This window comes from Oceanobacillus oncorhynchi (assembly GCF_000821065.1).
Lineage (GTDB): Bacteria > Bacillota > Bacilli > Bacillales > Amphibacillaceae > Oceanobacillus > Oceanobacillus oncorhynchi.
This window is the reverse complement of sequence record NZ_CDGG01000001.1, coordinates 513,514-530,487: the sequence shown is the minus strand read 5'-3', so window position 1 is coordinate 530,487 and position 16,974 is coordinate 513,514. Positions and strand designations below refer to the sequence as shown.

Genomic DNA, 16,974 nt, shown 5'->3' with positions numbered 1-16,974 from the left:
TTTATGATAATTAAATGATGTCAACGACGGATAGGCTATTGTCTTTTACAATCCGCTGTATAATCAAAGTATAAATGATAATGATGTTGGCAGCCTTCATTAAAGGCAGATTCACAACGGAGGCACTTGTCCGTATTTAAATACTGTTTGATCGTATGTTCTGTTTTACAAACACCACACAAAACCGCCGGCGTATCGAATTCATCTTTCCCCCATACAGCTGCTTTATGATTTTCACATTCTGCGTGACACTGAAAGCATGGATAATATTTCTGGCAGCATTTAAAGTTGATGGCAATAATATCTTTTTGCGTATGATAATGCCTGCATCTTGTCTGATTATCAATCACTGGTCCGTGAACTGTCGGCATGTTATTCCCTCCCCGCGTCAGCAATTATCCAGTAAAAAAGCAGCACACCCTCATTCTATCGAAAGCGTCCTGCTTTTAAACATTAGTTCTGCTCTTCTTCTGTGTCTGCTTCTTCCTCCAGGGAAACGCCCAGCTTGTCTTCAAGCACAATGATTCTGGCGCGCAGCTCATCGATGTCATCTGTTGTTGCCAGTCCGGTTTCTCTAGCCAAGTCTTTCTTCTTTTCTCTGCTTCTTTCATCCCATTCATCTTTTTTGGTGCTGCCTTTTTCAATAAAATTATCTAAAACAGTTCTTGCCTGCTCTTGTGTTAACTCATTTTTTTCCACTAATTCTTTCACTTTTTGTTCAAATTTCTCTTTCCCGCTTACTGCAGCACCCAGCCCCAGTAAAAATCCTTTACGTAAATAATCGCTCATCATTTATACCTCCTATTGTATGCTGTTATGATGATTCCTTAAAACTGGATGAAGCTTGCTTTTTCAACCTGCCATCCTTACAATACGTGAAACAGGAATGTTCTATACATCTTTTGGGTACATATAATAAAATAAACTTTCTTACTACCTATTATATAAAACATTTTGCTGTCACGTAAACGATTTTGGCGCCAAATTTCCCTGATATACTTTTATATTCCCTTTATTTACTATATTTAATCATTATCTAGCTATGCCCTATTGAATAAAATTACGTTTGATTGTATAATCATACAGTTACAATTTTTAGTTTCTATATTATTTAGGAGGAAAATAAATGAAGTCCTATTCCTTTAGTCAGATTATTAAATTCATTATTCCATCTTTATTAGGTTTATTCCTATTTTTATATCCATTGCCGACAGAGGAAGGGTTTACCATACCTATTGCCTTTTTAGCCGGTACACTGCAGGATATACTTGAAAGCAATCTGTCTCTTATTATGATGATCGTTATTATCATCACTGCTGGATTCACTGCCTTTGCTAAACTAGCCGGTGAATCAACTTTCAGCAAATCTCCTTTCCTGCATCAATTATTTTATACGACATGGTTCTGGACAATTACACGTCTGTTGGCAGCCGTTTTTGCAATTATGGTTTACTTTCAAATTGGTCCGGAGTTTGTTTACAGCGAAGATACAGGCGGCATGCTGTTGGACAGCCTGCTGCACACCCTGTTTGTTACCTTTTTATTCGCCGGTCTCTTTTTACCTTTCCTGACGAATTTTGGATTGCTGGAGTTTTTCGGAGGTATCATGAGAAATATCATGCGGCCTTTATTCCGTCTCCCGGGCAGAGCTTCTGTCGACAGTTTAGCTTCCTGGGTCGGAGATGCGACAATCGGGGTACTGCTGACAAATAAACAGTATGAGGAAGGTTATTATACAAAGCGGGAAGCAGCTATTATCAGTACAACGTTTTCGGTTGTATCCATTACGTTCACCTTAGTTATTTTACAAGAAGTTCGTTTAGCACATATGTTTTTGCCTTTTTACCTGACTATCCTGATTGCAGGAGGAGCTGCAGCTTTCATTATGCCGCGCATTCCGCCGCTCTCTAAGATGCCAAATACCTATATCAGCGGCAAGGAAAGAACAGACGATGAAAAAATCCCTGCATCGGATAATGTATTTACTCACGGATTCAAAAATGCCGTCAAACGTGCAGAGAAAGAAACGAGCTTCCGTACCTTTTTTATAGACGGCGGAAAAAATATTTTTGATATGTGGTTTGCTGTCACACCTGTTGTGATGACGTTCGGAACGTTGGCAGTGATTATTGCAGAATATACACCGTTATTCCAGTGGCTCGGAATGCCATTCGTTCCTATTTTAGAACTGATGCAGATTCCATTTGCCCAGGAAGCATCTGAAACCATTCTGATCGGTTTTGCAGATATGTTCCTGCCAGCCATTTTAATTACTGGCGTAGAGGCAGAAATAACACGATTTATTATTGCTGCCTTATCTGTAACACAGCTTATTTTCATGTCTGAAGTCGGCGGACTGATTCTAGGTACTAAAATTCCAGTATCCTTCCGTCACTTAGCTATTATCTTTTTAATGCGTACCGTGATTACACTGCCAATTATCACCATTATTGCGCATCTGTTATTTTAAAATCAATAAAAAATGCGGAGCCCTTTCCGGGAACTCCGCATTTTTTAATTTTACATTTTTTAAGAAGATGTTCCTTTGTGCCGGTGGTTAAATAATGATTTAACCTTGGCTAAGCGACCTTCAATCAGCGGCTGGGAGATGGTCAAAATAGGCTTGCTGGACAGCGAAATGACAATCAGCGCTGACAAGCCGGCGATTCCGACGACATCAAACCAATGATGAACAGATAATAAATCAAATTCACGCAGGAACTGAACGATAAAACCATGCAATAAGTAAACATATAATGTTCTTGTTCCAAGGACTGTTACCCAGCCCAGGTTTCTTTTAGGAATCCAGGCTAATATACTGATTGTCATCACTGCTGCAATGGCATAAACAAATAACCGCACGAAGCCGCCGAAACTCTCCACACCTAAATTACTGTATGATTTTGAAGCAAGCAGCCATCCGGTATCGATAACCGGGAATACATAAATTAATACGAACATACTTGCCATCACAGCAATTGAAGCGATCTTCACTTTGCGATGCTTCACCAGCATCATTTGATCGACGGTTAACCAGTAACCAATTAAGAAGAATGGAAAAAACACAAATGTTCTGGATAAGCTGAACGAATGCCCAATTTCTCCAAAATAGCCGACAACGATACCTATCAATATGGATAAAGTAATACTCCAGCCAGCAGGTATCTTTTTAAATAACACAAGCAGAATATGCCAGCTGAATAAGCTGAATAAGAACCACAATGACCATTGCGGATAGAAAACTCCAGTCTGCCAATCTGCTTTTCCTATAAAGAAATAATAAATCGTATATAATGTTTGAAAGATAAAATATGGAACAATTAACTTTTTCGTTAAATTCCATATATATTTCTTATTTCCTGAGCCTTTTGCAAAGAAACCGGCTAATAAAATGAACGCCGGCATATGGAAGGTATATATCCATATATAAATTGCTTCTGTCGATTGTGAATCGCTGATAAAAGGTTGAATCATATGACCAAAAACAACGAGAAAAATCAAAAACACTTTCGCATTATCAAAAAATGCATTTCGTTCCATAGACCATCCCTCTATTTCGTACACCATTTTAAAGTTGTATATTCTACTTTACTCGCTTTTATTTAAAAAATCTCCCCAAAAAGGGAATTTTTATCGTTTTGTAATCTATTTGTTAGTGTCTCGAAAAAATGTAACATGAAACAAAACTTTACGGAGTCGGGCTTTTATTTCATTTCCCAGTAAAAAGTCATATGATAACAATTTGAGCTGAAGCTCTCCTTGTTTCATATGACCTTGATACATTCTTACTTTTCTATCTGAACGGTTGGTTCCAGCCCTAATTGAACGTTTCCTTTTATTGCTCTTGAAATCATGCATGATTTTTCTGCTTTTTCAATGAGTTTATTGGTTAAGCGTATCTGCTGCTCTGCCGCTTCTTTTTTTAAGGTAACATGGGGACGGTGGATGATTTTTTCGTAAGTGAAAATGCCATTTGTTACGTCTACCATCCCCTCAGAGGTTATGCTCATGGTATTAACAGGAACTTCTGCACGTTCCAGCATGGCTGCCAATGAAATAATATAGCATGTCGCAGCCGCTCCAAGCAGCATTTCATCTGGATTGGTACCAATACCGGGCCCATCCATTTCTGGCGGGATGGAGATTTTCGTTTGTAAATTCCCGGCGTTAATATACCCTTCGCTGTTACGACCGCCTTGCCACTTCCCTTCTAGATGAAAGTGATGCAATGTCATCCGGATCACTCCTTTTTTTCTTTTCTTTCAATTATGACGCACGGGAAGATTTTTTACAAAAAATAGAATTTTAAAATCTGCTGATTAAAAAAGTCGTGCTGTTCCTATTGCAGGGCAGCACGACTTTCCCTCATAGTACGGGATTATCTCATTTATCTGGACTGTTCTTTATTTCTTTTTAATTTCGGACTAGATGCAAACCAGCCGATTAACGCAATTCCTACAAGAATAATATAGAAGGAAGCTTTCCATAATGTAGAGTGCGGGAAGTGCTCTGGAATCACAGCTAAATCCGGATTGGCTAATACAATAACAGCCAGTTTCACTCCTACCCAGCCCACAATCAGAAATGCGGCGATTTCCAATGTTGGCCGTTTATGCAAGAGACCTACAAAAATATTGGCAGCGAATCGCATAATAATCAAGCCAATCATACCGCCGGCAAATACAACAGCAAATTGACCGGTATCCAAGCTTCCAACATGGCCGAAATCTGTTGGAGGCAATGCTACCGCTAAGGCAACAGCTGCTAAAATGGAATCAACAGCAAATGCTAAATCTGCAAACTCCACCTTCACCACAGTCATCCAAAATTCTTTTTTAGATGCTTGTTCAGGCTCCTGATTTCCTGCCGCACCAGCCTTTTTACCATTTTGTGCCGATGCATCGGAAGTCTCCGGCTCCTTCTTCTTAAACCTGTCATATAAATTCTTTCCTGATATAAATAAAAGATAGGCAGCGCCTAACGCTTGTACAATCCAGAAATCGACCAGGAATGAGATAACAAATAAAGACGCAAAACGCATTACAAATGCCCCGGCTAATCCATAAAATAATGCTCTCTTCCTTTGCTTTTCAGGAAGGTGTCTTACCATGATGGCCAGTACAAGCGCATTATCAGCAGCTAATAAGCCTTCTAATGCAACTAATACAAGCAAGACCCATAAATACTCCAGCAATAGTTCAGTTCCCATGATGTATTCTCCTCTTCTACATGTGTTTTGCAGAAAAGGCCATAAAAATAGACCTTTACCTGCAATCGGTAAAGGTCTCGCTAACAACTTTTCTGGTTGCCACATAAAGCCGGAGACGGTTATCTCGTAATGACGACTTTACGTGTACAGCTACTCCCCTTTAGGAAATAAATGTTTACTAAGCTTTTTTAATATGACGTTCCCAGACAGCAAAAATGTTTCCTTCCTGTCCTTTGCCAGCCATTTATTAAGTATACTTTATTAAAACCTTTTTCATGCTCTTTGTCAATATCTTTTACAGTAACTTTATATTTAAATCGACCGCAGATGTTTATAGCTTTCTGAATTCGGTTAATGTAAAATAATATATAGCATAACTTGGAAAGAAAGTAGTGTGATTCAATGACACAGAAACGCTGGTTTCAATTTTTTATCTTTTTTATTTGTTTGTTTACATTAATTTTTCTCATCTCTATAACGCATTTTATCTTTACACCTGTTCTGCAATTAGCCGGTGCTGTAGCTCTTCCGATTATCGGTGCAGGTATTCTTTATTACTTAACCCGGCCATTGATGAATCTGCTGGTAAGATATAAAGTCCCGCGGATTTTATCTATTATTATCGTATTCCTGGTTATCATCGGGGTCGTTACGCTATTCATTGTATTTATCTGGCCGATCGCCCGTGATCAGTTTGAAAATTTAATGGACAGTATTCCTGGAATGGTTAGTACGGTCGAGAGCTGGATTGGGTATTGGCAGGAAAATATTGCTTTAGTTCCTGACCAGGTAATCGATGCCATCAATAATTTTGCCAATGATATTCCCGGACACATTGAAAGTGTATTGAATAATGTCTTTGGCTTTTTAGGAAGCTTCATTGGTCAATTGGTAAGTATCATTGCCGGCATAATTCTGGTTCCATTCTTCCTTTTCTTCATGTTGAAGGATGGAGAGAAGCTTGTACCTTTTATTCTGCAATTTTTCAGCAAGAAAAAAGCAGAAAACTTACATGGACTATTAAGTAAAATCGATAATGTATTGTCCTCGTTTATCCAAGGACAGTTATTAGTAAGTTTTGCAGTAGGTATCCTCTTGTTAATAGGTTACTTGATTATCGGTTTAGAGTATGCCGTCGTACTTGCTCTATTCGGTATGATGATGAATGTCATCCCGTTTTTGGGACCTTATATCGCTGTTGTTCCAGCTATCCTGGTTGCGGGGTTCCAGGATCCAATGAATATCATCTGGATAGCCATTATTATGTTTGTTGCACAGCAGCTGGAAAGTGTATTTATTTCTCCTAATGTGATGGGGCAGGCGCTTAATCTGCACCCGCTGACTGTTATCACAGTTATCCTCGCGGCAGGAAGTATTGCCGGATTTTTAGGAATTTTATTCGCTATCCCTGTGTATGCAATAATCCGGACAATTGTAATCCACTTTTACCAAACCTTTGTGGACTCCAGAAAAAATAAAGACGATGCATTGATTTAGGAGGGGTTTTCTTGACAACAAAAGCAGAACTGCAACAAAAGCTCGATGAATTAAAGTCTGATTACATCCGTATCCAAGGAGATTTAGACAAGTTAGAGTTCGTCAAAGGACGTGTCTCCTCTGCCGAAGAACAACTGGTCCGTTTAGAAGGAGAGATTGCTGAGGTAAGAAAAGAATTGGAACAGTATAATAACTGATAGAATAACAAAAAAGCTAAAAAGTTTTCTTTTTAGCTTTTTTGTTATTTCTTTTTACAATTCACAACGCTTTCAAGAAAAAAATCCTAAAATGAAATTTTATGACAGCCGGGACTTCTTATCGCCTCTTCTCGTTCTACTTATCTACACCAGAAATCCCCTCACCTGTTGATAGGGAAACCTTCTCTCCCTGATATTCAATCACCTCAGGCTTTTCTGTTAACCATAATGGAGCATCTAAATCATAATATATAACATTTGGATGGGCGGCTGCAAAATGAGCTGCTGCTCCGACAGAATAGCTTGATTCCATCATACTGCCAATCATACATGGAACCTGATTGACCATTGCAAGATCAGCAATGATTAATGCGTTATAGATACCGCCAGATTTCATTAATTTTATATTAATTAAATCTGCGTAATGCCCTTGAATAATCTTAAAAGCATCTTGTGGAGAGAATATACTTTCATCCGCCATTATAGGTGTTTTCACATTATCTGTAACAAATTTAAGACCTTCCAAATCATTTGCTTTTACAGGCTGCTCGATAAATTCAATTCCAGCATTTATACGCTCCATTTCTTGAATTAACTGTACTGCTTGTTTAGGTGTCCATCCTTGATTTGCATCTAATCTAAGCAATATTTCAGAAGGAATGACTTCTCTAATAGCCAGGATTCTATCCATATCAAGCTCTGGTTTTGCACCAACTTTAATTTTCAAACTTGTATAGCCTTTTTCCACCCACTTGTCGGCATCTTTCGCCATTTTTTTTGGGTCATCCACGCCTATTGTCATAGATGTCTTAAGTGATTGATAATCTCCTAATAATTGATAAAGCGGGACCCCCATCCATCTGCTGTATACATCATGTAAAGCAATATCAGCAGCTGCTTTAGCACTTGTATTTCCAATACAACTATTTTGAATAGCAACCAGTAACGATTGAAAATGTCGTATATCCTGCTGCAGAATCGCCTGTTTAATTGGTCCTTCTAATGCTGCTTGAATACTTTCTGATGAATCTCCAGTGATTACCCACGTAGGAGCAGCTTCTCCTCTTCCAGCTAATCCATTTTCTAAATAAATAGTCACAGTAATACTTTCTATATATGTTGCAGTTCTCAGCGCTGTCTTAAATGGTGTATGCAGCGGTATTTTCCTGCGAGAAGTTCTTATATCTTCAATAAACAATTTATATTCTCCTTTTAGTGTCAATTTCGTATCCTATCATTCTTTAAAGCATTTCAAGGATTTTCCCAACAAGCATTCCAAAATAAGTGCCTAAAAACGAACCTATCAATGCCATGATGACCCCCACAGGAATCAGAGTCTTACTATATGCTGCTGCAAGCATCGGTGCCGACGCCATACCTCCAATATTAGCTAAACTAGCTATTCCTAATGTAAACAAATCTAACTTAAATAATTTACCTAGCAGGAGCATAATAATTAAATGAACAAGCATAATTAAGAAACCAGAAATAATATAAATAGGTGCTTGAGCAATTTGTGAGAAATCTGAATGGGAAGCAATTAAAGCTATAATGATATACAGCATGACATTCGAAACATCTAAAGCACCTGGAATTTTAGATAAACGAGTTTGACCAAGTACCAGGCCAACAACAGAAGCGATTAAAATAGTCCATGTTGTAGCACTAAATACATCGCCGAGTTCAGGTAAGTTATCTCCGGCTAGTGTTGCTAATGCTGAAACAAACAGACCGATCCCCAGCAAGTAAATAATATGTTTAAATTCAATCCCCTGATTATCTGATGATGCCTCATTTGTTTCATATTCATTGTCAATCATCGTTATATCTGCTTTGGTCCACCGATTAAATGCACCAGCAAATGGGACCAGCCAAAACATAAACATCACCCAAACAGCATAATTAATTGTATCCATCATTAAAATGTATCCAAAGATATTTTCCGGAACTTGTAAAATATCTTGTAAAGCAACCATATTTGCACTGCCGCCAGTCCAGCTACCTGCCAAGGCCCCAAAAGCACGCCAAGTATCGGCAGCATATAATTGATTAAATATAAGATAAACAACCGTAAAGCCAATAATTATACTTATTACTGCAACAAAATAACCACCTAACATACGAGGGCCTAATTTAATGATGCTTCGAATATCGCATTTTAATAACATCAACATTAACATAGCGGGTAGTAAAGCATCTTTCACTGCTACATAAGATGATTCTGTAGCCTCATTATCAAATAAACCAATAGTCTGTAACAAAGCTGCTCCAATATAAATCAAAACAATACCTGGTATAAATTTAAAAAATCGATTTGAGCTAAATTTACTTTCTATCCCTACCATCAAAGCGGCTAGAGCTACTAAGACGGCAATATAAATAAATCCATCCGTAATCATATTATTCCTCCTCACTTTCATTTAAGATTTTTTTATGATTCTAATCCCCTAATGTTTTCTATATAGCCCCTTTCTTCAAAATTTCCATCCTCACAAATACCAATCTATTGAATCATCCATATTTAGCGAAAAAAAATCCAGTCTAACTAAAATTTTATTTTAGTTAGACTGGATTTCAACTAGGTTTCTTTAGTTAAAGCAGCTTTTACTTGAGTATATTTATATTCAGCATCTCGATAGGCTACGAGCAGGGCTTTTTGTGATGAACCGTGATACCTTTTGCGAATGGACTCTTCTATTAAAGAGTTGCCCATTGCCTCACCAATAAACAGAGATTTAACGAAATGATTCGTTAATTGAATGGTAGACGAACATTCGCAATCCACAATTTCATCTGTTTGAAAATCTACCACTAGCGCTACAAAAAATTGACTATACTTTTTTGTAATTGGATTATTCTGTGAAGCTTTGGCATCGCCGATAATATAGACTGTATTTGAATGATACAACAGATAAGTCTCCTTTAATACAATGCAGGTAATATAAGGGATCCACGAAGGGTAATCGTAGTTACTCATATCATGCAGGCGCTTTCTTATTTTGTTATTATAATATTTTTAAAATTACAGGTCAACTACTTTTTATAATATCTGCATTTTAAATATTTGACTATTATTTCTTTGTTTTAATTAGTTATAGTTATTTACGTGGAGAACAAGTAATATATTTTAAGCAAAAGCTGCCTTTCTGACTGCTCTATCAGAAAGGCAGCTTTTTACTTATAAAGAAATTATAATATCTTATATCTTTTTTGCACTTTACGAGAGTATAAAAATTTAAGCAATAAAGTATAAGCATAACTGCCAAGGCGACCATGCGCTTTTTTAGCTTGGTTTTCTTTAAAATTTATTTTACTTTTCCTTTGGTCAAACTGACTATCTTATCTCCTGATGCGGGTACAGTACGCATTTCCTCTGAGAAAAACTTCAGCTGTCCGGATGGTTTGATTAAGAATAAATATACCGTCTCCGGATCTTTTGCCTGTTTGTAGTGTTCAAATGTGAATTTATCAGTGAGTGTTGTCTGCCGCACAGTAAACCCATTTTCCGCTTTATCGATTAGATCCTCCAAAGAGAATTTTTTATCAAATAAAATACGGCCGCCAACCTGTGAAACCATACCAGTTGAGTATCCATTATCCTTGAATGTTGTGTACGGACTCACTTTAAACACATTAGTTCTTCCATATTCCGGAAGAAACGTTGTACAGAGGAGCGAGTTATACGATTTATCATGCGTCAGTGTTAATAAATACTCGTATGGAATCGTATCGAGATGATGCTCTGTCTGCTCGGACAACATGCTCCCATGATAAAATTGCAGGCCTTCTTTTCTTGCCAGAGAAAGATTTTCCCACGAAGAATCTACAATGATAGACGGATAATTTGCTTCTTTTAATGATTTAGCCAATTGAATCGTAAATGGATTGCTTCCGACAATAAGCGCTCCCGGATTCCCTTTATTCGACAGATTCAGCTTTTTAGAAAGCCAGCCGATAGAAAATCCATGCGCAATAACCGTAAAGATAACCAGCGCAAAGGTTAATGCCGTCAGAATAGATGCATCCTCATAGCCTGCTTCTGTTAACACCCCGGCAAAATAACCAGAAACCGTTAGTGCAACAATTCCCCGCGGTGCAATCCAGCCAATCAGCACTTTTTCATTAAGGCTAAGCCCAGTTCCAATAGTTGACAAGAAAATAGATAAGGGACGGACAGCAAACATCATCAATAATACGTAGCCAATAATATGAGGGTTAAAAATTTGCATAATCGTTGCCACATCCAGCGAGGCTGTCAGCATAATAAAAATGGTTGAAATCAGCAGTACCGAAATATTTTCTTTGAAATGGCGCATATCCGATACAGAGCGAATCCCCATATTTGCCAAGGTAATTCCCATCGCAGTGACAGATAAAAGTCCCGTCTCATGCATAATGACATCCGCAATGGTAAAACAGAATAAGACAACAACGACAACTGTCGGAGATTTTAGGAATTCAGGCACATGCCCCATTTCGAACATCCAGCCAAGTCCGCGTCCTAATATCCAGCCTAAGAAAACGGCAAATAGAGAGCCTGCGAAGAATAATAAAATCTGACTAGCTTCGGGATTAGATGCGGTGATAAACGTAATAATTTCAAAAGCAAAAACCGCAAGCAACGCTCCAATTGGATCAACAATAATCCCTTCCCACTTTAAAACCTTCGCCGGACGTGCTTTCAGCTTCGCCTGACGTAAAAGAGGCATAATAACGGTCGGACCAGTCACAACAAACAAACCGCCAATCACAAAGGCAACTGCCCAGGATAATCCGGCAATATAATGAGCGGTCAGCGACCCTAAAATCCAGGCAATAAATGCTCCTACCGTAGATATCCGGAAGATTGGTTTTCCAATTCCGCGTAATTCTTTAAAGCTTAAATTTAAGCTTCCTTCAAATAATATAATTGCTACAGCAACAGAGATAAGCGGACTGTACAAGTCCCCAAAATCCTGTTCTGGGTTAATTAATCCGAAAACAGGGCCAATGATTAGTCCTGTAGCAGCCATCACAACGATAGCCGGCATACGAAAGCGCCATGCGACCCATTGGGAAGCGACACCTAATAAGCCAATCAACATTAATTCAAACAGCAAAGAAGGTACCATATATCCTCCTCCTTTTCAAAAAGATATAGCATATTTTAAAGATGAAACAGGGAAATGTAAATTCATATGAAGTTGTCCATCGAAAAATTAACATTTCCTTACGTCATATTTGCTTTTTGACAGCATTTCCAGCTGTTATTTGCCCTTTTTCCTTACTTTACTTTCGGGCTAAAACGTTCTAGGATAGAAAGTAGAATAATGATGTAATTATCTAACATATACAAACTCGAAATAATAAACTCAAGCTATTCTTTCCTATATCAGCAATTCATGCTACAGCGGTTTTAATGGGGCTAGTAATCGTAGCAACGGTTTTAATAGACCGAGTAATCGCAGGTCTCAATGTTTTCAGGTTAATGCGGCCGCTGTGGAAAAACACTACGCTAGATAGGTTTTATTACTATCTAAATAATATTTAAGAAAATTCATTAACCTGACAACAATGGTAATCCCAGCCCCAGCGGTTTAATGGGATGAATATTCGCATCCTCAACCAACCTCAATAAGGGAGATTTATCTATGGAAAAGTATTTAAATATTTTACAGAATTACTTTGGTTACTCCAGTTTTCGGCCTGGACAAGCTGAAGTTATTGATACAATTGATCAAGGTGAAAATGTCCTTGCTGTGATGCCGACCGGTGGCGGAAAATCACTCTGTTATCAAGTACCCGGGCTTGCGATGAACGGAACAGCAATTATCATTTCACCGCTTATTTCACTGATGAAGGACCAAGTTGACGGACTGCATGCCCTCGGGGCAGCAGCAACTTATATTAACAGCTCCATTTCTGCAGGTGAGCAGTATCAGCGTTTAATGGCGATGCAGCAAAATCGCTATCAATTTGTTTATGTTGCTCCAGAGCGTTTTGAATCAGGGGCTTTTATTCAAGCCTTGCAGCAGACTAATATATCTCTGATTGCCTTTGATGAGGCGCACTGTATATCCCAGTGGGGTCATGATTTCCGTCCAAGCTACCGCTCTATCGTTCCTATTCTCCAGGAGATTGGCGGCAATCCAACGGTTATGGGGCTTACCGCGACAGCGACCCCTGAAGTAATTGAAGACATACAGGCTCTTTTACATATCGCTCCTGCAAATACAGTGCATACTGGCTTTGAAAGAAAAAATCTTTCCTTCTTTATCGAAAAAGGGGTAAATAAAATAGATTATATTCTTTCCTATCTGAAAAAACATCAGGGAGAAGTCGGTATTATTTATGCAGCAACACGAAAACAGGTCGAACATGTCTATGATGTCCTAAAAGGGAAAGGTTATGCTGTATCCAAGTACCACGGCGGATTGTCCGAGCAGGAACGGCAGGCTGCGCAAACGGCCTTTATCTTTGACCAGACAGAGTTGATGGTTGCTACGACTGCGTTTGGAATGGGGATTGATAAATCAAATGTCCGCTTTATTATTCATTATGCCATTCCGATGAATATGGAATCGTATTATCAGGAAGCAGGAAGAGCAGGACGCGACGGCGAGCCGAGCAACTGTGTCCTGCTTTTCTCTCCTCAAGATATCCATACTCAAAAATTTTTGATTGAGAAATCCGATTTGGATGAAGAAGGAACACAGCGGGAATATCAAAAATTGAATAAAATGGTGAACTACTGTCGTACACAAAACTGCTTATACAGTTATATTTTAAACTATTTCGAGATGGGGTCGGCCGCATCTTCTGTATCTTGCGGACGCTGCAGCAATTGCCTGAAGCAAGGAGAGTTAGAGGATATTACCGAAGAAGCGCAAATGATTTTATCCTGCGTGAAGCGCATGCGTGAACGCTTTGGCGCTTCCATGACAGCGAAAGTTTTAAAAGGTTCAAAGGATAAAAAGCTGATTCAGTTTGGCTTATCGAAATTATCTACTTACGGCATCTTATCCAAATATACGGAGAAGGAAATTACAGAAAGAATCCACTTCTTAATCGCTGAGGAATGCTTATCCGCAGAGGAAGGGCAGTTTCCTGTTTTAAAACTAAACCAGAAGTCCATGGACATCCTGACCGGAAAAGAGAATGTTACCATGTTTATCCAGGATGTCCCTGCTGTCAGTGAAACAGATTACAGTGATGATCTCTTTGAGTCACTGCGCCAGTTAAGAAGATCGATGTCTCAGGAGCTGGATTTGCCACCTTATGTGCTGTTTTCAGATATGACATTAAAAGAAATGGCCCGCTATCTTCCAGAAGATAAGGATGAATTCTTACGGTTAAAAGGAGTAGGACAAAAGAAATATGACCTCTATGGAGAAGCCTTCCTGGAAGCTGTTGCCGAATGGAAAGAAAAAAACCCGGATTACAAAGCCCCTACTGCCATTCATTATCAAAAGGCTGCGAAAGCAAAGGATGCGGATGACCGGCCGTCCTATCAAATATCATATGAGCTCCTGCAAAAAGGAAAAACGATTCGAGAAATTGCTTCCATCCGGGATTTAAAAGAGCTGACCATTGAATCACATATTTTTCAGGCTTTCCAAAAGGGATATACGCTGAATTGGAATCTATTCTTTAATACCGAGGAAGAAGGCAAAATTTTATCCAAGCACGAAGAAATTGATCCAACTGGATTGAAGGAGCTGAAAGAGGCTCTGCCGGAAGATTACACCTATCGCAAAATCAAAGCAGTTCTAGTAAAGAATGATAAGTTTATGGCGAAAGAAAAAAGCTCTTAAGCCATTAAAAAAGGCAGCAAGATATTTTAAAAAATCTTGCTGCCTTTTTTTGATTACTATTTTGTTTAATTACTTCATATCAAGCGCCCAAGTCCCGTTACGGAAAACCGGCTCTGATTTCCCATCTGCAGTAATTCCGTCAATGTCCATTTTATCTGATCCAATCATAAAATCGACATGGACCAGACTGTCGTTCACGCCATGCTTGTCTAACTCCTCTAAGTCCATTGTAGCTCCGCCTTCGAGATTCGTTGGGTAAGCTTTCCCTAACGCAATATGACAGGATGCATTCTCATCAAATAACGTGTTATAGAAAATAAGCCCGGATTGCGATACTGGAGATTCGTCCGGAACCAGCGCAATTTCCCCCAAACGGCGGGCTCCTTCATCCGAATCCAGTAAATGCTTCAAGACCTCTTCTCCCTGCTCTGCTTGAAAATCAACTACTTTTCCATCCTTAAAGGTTAAGGAGAAGTTATCAATTAAGCTTCCGCCATAGTTTAATGGTTTTGTGCTGGATACGGTACCATTAACCCCATATTTATGCGGTACGGAGAAAACCTCTTCTGTCGGCATATTCGGGTTAAAGGTGACTCCCGTCTCTGCTACGGCCGATCCGCCTTTCCAGATATGCCCCTCCGGCAGCTCCATTTCTAGGTCTGTACCAGGTGCTTGAAAAATTAATTTTTGATAGCTTTTCTTATTTAACACTTCTCTGGCGGTTCTTAATGTTTCATTATGCTTGTCCCATGCTGCAACAGGATCGTCCTGGTCAACACGGACAATTTTTAAGATAGCTTCCCAAAGGCTGGCAACCGCATCCTCTGCTGATTTATCAGGGAAGATTTTCTTTGCCCAATCCTTTGAAGGGATAGAAATAATCGTCCATGGAATCCGGTCATTCATTGTATATTTACGGAAGTTCACCATTGCTTCAGCGGCAGCTTTAGTTGCTTTGGCAACACGGGATGGATCAATATCCTTTAATAAATCCGGATTGGTGGAGCGAATATTTACAACGGCAGCGCCGTCTTCTGCAAATGTATCATGCAATTTCACTTTCCATTCCGGATAATTCGTAATTACTTCATCCGGTGCATTCTCGTATTTTAACAAGGTAAGCTCATCATCCACCCAGTTAATATGGACATCCTTTGCTCCCATTTCATATGCTTTACGGGCCACAATCCGTGTAAATTCTGCTCCTTCAATCGGGGCATTGATCATGACAGCTTGTCCTTTTTGTAAATTAACCCCTTTTTTCAATGTTAATTCTGCATATTTTTCTTGTACCTGTGCCTGAACCATTTATGCGTCCCTCCATATTTACAAATTTATTTTTCTTTCTTATCATACCCTATTATTTCATATCCCTTTGAATATTTCTAAAGAAAACATGGAATTCGTTATCCCCCATTCCGGCTTTCATTTACTACCTCTCCTATTTATGATACCCTATCATTAGATTACTTTTCGTAACTAATGTATATATCACGCATTTTAGATACAAGATTGTTTTATGGGGGTGGAAAAATGGATCAATTATGTCCACGTTTTGAAAAAGCAATGGTCTTATTAAGTACACGCTGGGTCGGTCTTATTTTATTTGAACTATTAAAAGGGGCAAAACGTTTTTCAGAGATGGAAGCAGATCTCCCAATCAGCGGCCGTTTACTATCGGATCGTTTGAAATTACTGGAAAAAGAAGGGATTGTCGAGCGGAATATCTATTCGGAATTTCCAGTTCGTATTGAATACACCTTATCAGAGAAAGGAAAAGCACTGGAGCCTGTTATTAAAGATATTCAGCGCTGGGCGGAAGAATATGTCTCAGCAGATGATGCAGCCGATAACGAAGTGAAGTAAACCTTTCTCTTATATCTAGAAATCTTTTATTTTATAAGAAATACAAGAACACCGCTTTGTCTTTAAATCACTAGTGTTCTTGCCAAAGAGATGTCCGCTCCGGAAAGTCGCTTTCCGCGGGCAACGGATCAGTCTCCTCGGAAGAAAACCACTTCCTGCTCAGGTCTACCTGTTGCCTTTCCCGCAGGAGTCGACTTCCCTCCGCTCCCATCTTTGAAGAAATATGCTTCATTTGCTTTCTTTCAAAGAAATAACGCAAATTCTAGCGACGGGTTTGATGGGGCGAGTAATCGCAAAAGCTCTTCGATGGGACGAGTAATCGCAGTCCCAGGCCCAGGGTGAAGACCTCCTAGAAAAAAGCGTACTTCTTTTTTTCTACCCGCGGGGCATAAGTGCGACTATGCTTCTGTCT

General features: G+C 39.0%; 15 protein-coding genes. 5 read left to right on the top strand and 10 right to left on the bottom strand.

Going from position 1 to position 16,974, the window contains the following annotated elements; all coding sequences use genetic code 11:
- Positions 1-35: 35 nt before the first annotated feature.
- Both BN997_RS02450 and BN997_RS02445 read right to left on the bottom strand, forming a co-directional pair.
- Positions 36-371 carry a CHY zinc finger protein gene (locus BN997_RS02450; RefSeq protein WP_042529363.1) on the bottom strand — a complete coding sequence of 112 codons (336 nt, stop codon included), beginning with the start codon at positions 369-371 and terminating at the stop codon, positions 36-38.
- An 82-nt stretch (positions 372-453) separates the two neighbouring features.
- Positions 454-789, bottom strand: coding sequence for a phasin family protein (locus tag BN997_RS02445; RefSeq protein ID WP_042529361.1), 336 nt, complete (start codon positions 787-789; stop codon positions 454-456).
- A 337-nt stretch (positions 790-1,126) separates the two neighbouring features.
- Here BN997_RS02445 and BN997_RS02440 point away from each other — a divergent pair, with 337 nt between their 5' ends.
- Positions 1,127-2,470, top strand: a complete 1,344-nt coding sequence (locus BN997_RS02440; protein ID WP_042529359.1) for a YjiH family protein — start codon at positions 1,127-1,129, stop codon at positions 2,468-2,470.
- A 59-nt stretch (positions 2,471-2,529) separates the two neighbouring features.
- Here the strand turns inward: BN997_RS02440 and BN997_RS02435 are convergent, their stop codons facing one another.
- From BN997_RS02435 to BN997_RS02425, 3 genes are all read right to left on the bottom strand, one after another.
- Positions 2,530-3,540, bottom strand: coding sequence for an acyltransferase family protein (locus BN997_RS02435; RefSeq protein ID WP_042529357.1), 1,011 nt, complete (start codon positions 3,538-3,540; stop codon positions 2,530-2,532).
- A 245-nt stretch (positions 3,541-3,785) separates the two neighbouring features.
- Entirely contained in the window at positions 3,786-4,235 is a 450-nt protein-coding gene (locus BN997_RS02430) for an OsmC family protein (protein WP_042529355.1), read from the bottom strand.
- A gap of 152 nt (positions 4,236-4,387) precedes the next feature.
- The gene (locus BN997_RS02425) at positions 4,388-5,209 is read right to left on the bottom strand and encodes a TerC family protein (protein ID WP_042529354.1); all 822 of its coding nucleotides are present in this window, start codon (positions 5,207-5,209) and stop codon (positions 4,388-4,390) included.
- Positions 5,210-5,611: 402 nt separating this feature from the next.
- Between BN997_RS02425 and BN997_RS02420 the strand changes: the two genes are divergently transcribed.
- Together BN997_RS02420 and BN997_RS02415 are read left to right on the top strand one after the other, a co-directional pair.
- Positions 5,612-6,706 (top strand): AI-2E family transporter, encoded by a 1,095-nt coding sequence (locus BN997_RS02420; RefSeq protein ID WP_042529352.1) that lies wholly within the window; start codon positions 5,612-5,614, stop codon positions 6,704-6,706.
- 11 nt (positions 6,707-6,717) lie between these two features.
- Positions 6,718-6,903: an SE1832 family protein gene (locus BN997_RS02415; RefSeq protein ID WP_042529350.1), complete on the top strand. Its 186-nt coding sequence runs from the start codon at positions 6,718-6,720 to the stop codon at positions 6,901-6,903.
- A 136-nt stretch (positions 6,904-7,039) separates the two neighbouring features.
- On the opposite strand, the gene BN997_RS02410 is transcribed toward BN997_RS02415, so the two are convergent.
- The 4 genes from BN997_RS02410 to BN997_RS02395 all read right to left on the bottom strand — a co-directional run bounded on the left by BN997_RS02410 (position 7,040) and on the right by BN997_RS02395 (position 12,014).
- Complete coding sequence (locus BN997_RS02410) at positions 7,040-8,101, bottom strand: dipeptide epimerase (protein ID WP_042529348.1); 1,062 nt, start codon at positions 8,099-8,101, stop codon at positions 7,040-7,042.
- Between the two features lie 43 nt (positions 8,102-8,144).
- Positions 8,145-9,302, bottom strand: coding sequence for a DUF819 family protein (locus BN997_RS02405; RefSeq protein WP_042529346.1), 1,158 nt, complete (start codon positions 9,300-9,302; stop codon positions 8,145-8,147).
- A gap of 179 nt (positions 9,303-9,481) precedes the next feature.
- A complete protein-coding gene (locus tag BN997_RS02400) occupies positions 9,482-9,811 on the bottom strand; it encodes a DUF3870 domain-containing protein (protein WP_042529344.1) in 330 nt (109 codons plus the stop codon).
- A gap of 397 nt (positions 9,812-10,208) precedes the next feature.
- Positions 10,209-12,014 carry a cation:proton antiporter gene (locus BN997_RS02395; RefSeq protein ID WP_042529341.1) on the bottom strand — a complete coding sequence of 602 codons (1,806 nt, stop codon included), beginning with the start codon at positions 12,012-12,014 and terminating at the stop codon, positions 10,209-10,211.
- A gap of 519 nt (positions 12,015-12,533) precedes the next feature.
- Between BN997_RS02395 and recQ the strand changes: the two genes are divergently transcribed.
- A complete protein-coding gene (gene recQ / locus BN997_RS02390) occupies positions 12,534-14,696 on the top strand; it encodes a DNA helicase RecQ (protein ID WP_042529339.1) in 2,163 nt (720 codons plus the stop codon).
- Positions 14,697-14,765: 69 nt separating this feature from the next.
- On the opposite strand, the gene BN997_RS02385 is transcribed toward recQ, so the two are convergent.
- Complete coding sequence (locus BN997_RS02385; RefSeq protein ID WP_042529336.1) at positions 14,766-16,004, bottom strand: aminopeptidase; 1,239 nt, start codon at positions 16,002-16,004, stop codon at positions 14,766-14,768.
- Positions 16,005-16,229: 225 nt separating this feature from the next.
- Here BN997_RS02385 and BN997_RS02380 point away from each other — a divergent pair, with 225 nt between their 5' ends.
- Positions 16,230-16,562, top strand: coding sequence for a winged helix-turn-helix transcriptional regulator (locus BN997_RS02380; protein ID WP_042529334.1), 333 nt, complete (start codon positions 16,230-16,232; stop codon positions 16,560-16,562).
- Positions 16,563-16,974: the final 412 nt, after the last annotated feature.

Excerpts from the sequence above, each read along its gene's own strand:
- BN997_RS02450 (WP_042529363.1), bottom strand. The coding sequence starts at position 371 with ATGCCGACAGTTCACGGACCAGTGATTGATAATCAGACAAGATGCAGG.
- BN997_RS02445 (WP_042529361.1), bottom strand. The coding sequence starts at position 789 with ATGAGCGATTATTTACGTAAAGGATTTTTACTGGGGCTGGGTGCTGCA.
- BN997_RS02440 (WP_042529359.1), top strand. The coding sequence starts at position 1,127 with ATGAAGTCCTATTCCTTTAGTCAGATTATTAAATTCATTATTCCATCT.
- BN997_RS02435 (WP_042529357.1), bottom strand. The coding sequence starts at position 3,540 with ATGGAACGAAATGCATTTTTTGATAATGCGAAAGTGTTTTTGATTTTT.
- BN997_RS02430 (WP_042529355.1), bottom strand. The coding sequence starts at position 4,235 with ATGACATTGCATCACTTTCATCTAGAAGGGAAGTGGCAAGGCGGTCGT.
- BN997_RS02425 (WP_042529354.1), bottom strand. The coding sequence starts at position 5,209 with ATGGGAACTGAACTATTGCTGGAGTATTTATGGGTCTTGCTTGTATTA.
- BN997_RS02420 (WP_042529352.1), top strand. The coding sequence starts at position 5,612 with ATGACACAGAAACGCTGGTTTCAATTTTTTATCTTTTTTATTTGTTTG.
- BN997_RS02405 (WP_042529346.1), bottom strand. The coding sequence starts at position 9,302 with ATGATTACGGATGGATTTATTTATATTGCCGTCTTAGTAGCTCTAGCC.
- BN997_RS02395 (WP_042529341.1), bottom strand. The coding sequence starts at position 12,014 with ATGGTACCTTCTTTGCTGTTTGAATTAATGTTGATTGGCTTATTAGGT.
- recQ (WP_042529339.1), top strand. The coding sequence starts at position 12,534 with ATGGAAAAGTATTTAAATATTTTACAGAATTACTTTGGTTACTCCAGT.
- BN997_RS02385 (WP_042529336.1), bottom strand. The coding sequence starts at position 16,004 with ATGGTTCAGGCACAGGTACAAGAAAAATATGCAGAATTAACATTGAAA.
- BN997_RS02380 (WP_042529334.1), top strand. The coding sequence starts at position 16,230 with ATGGATCAATTATGTCCACGTTTTGAAAAAGCAATGGTCTTATTAAGT.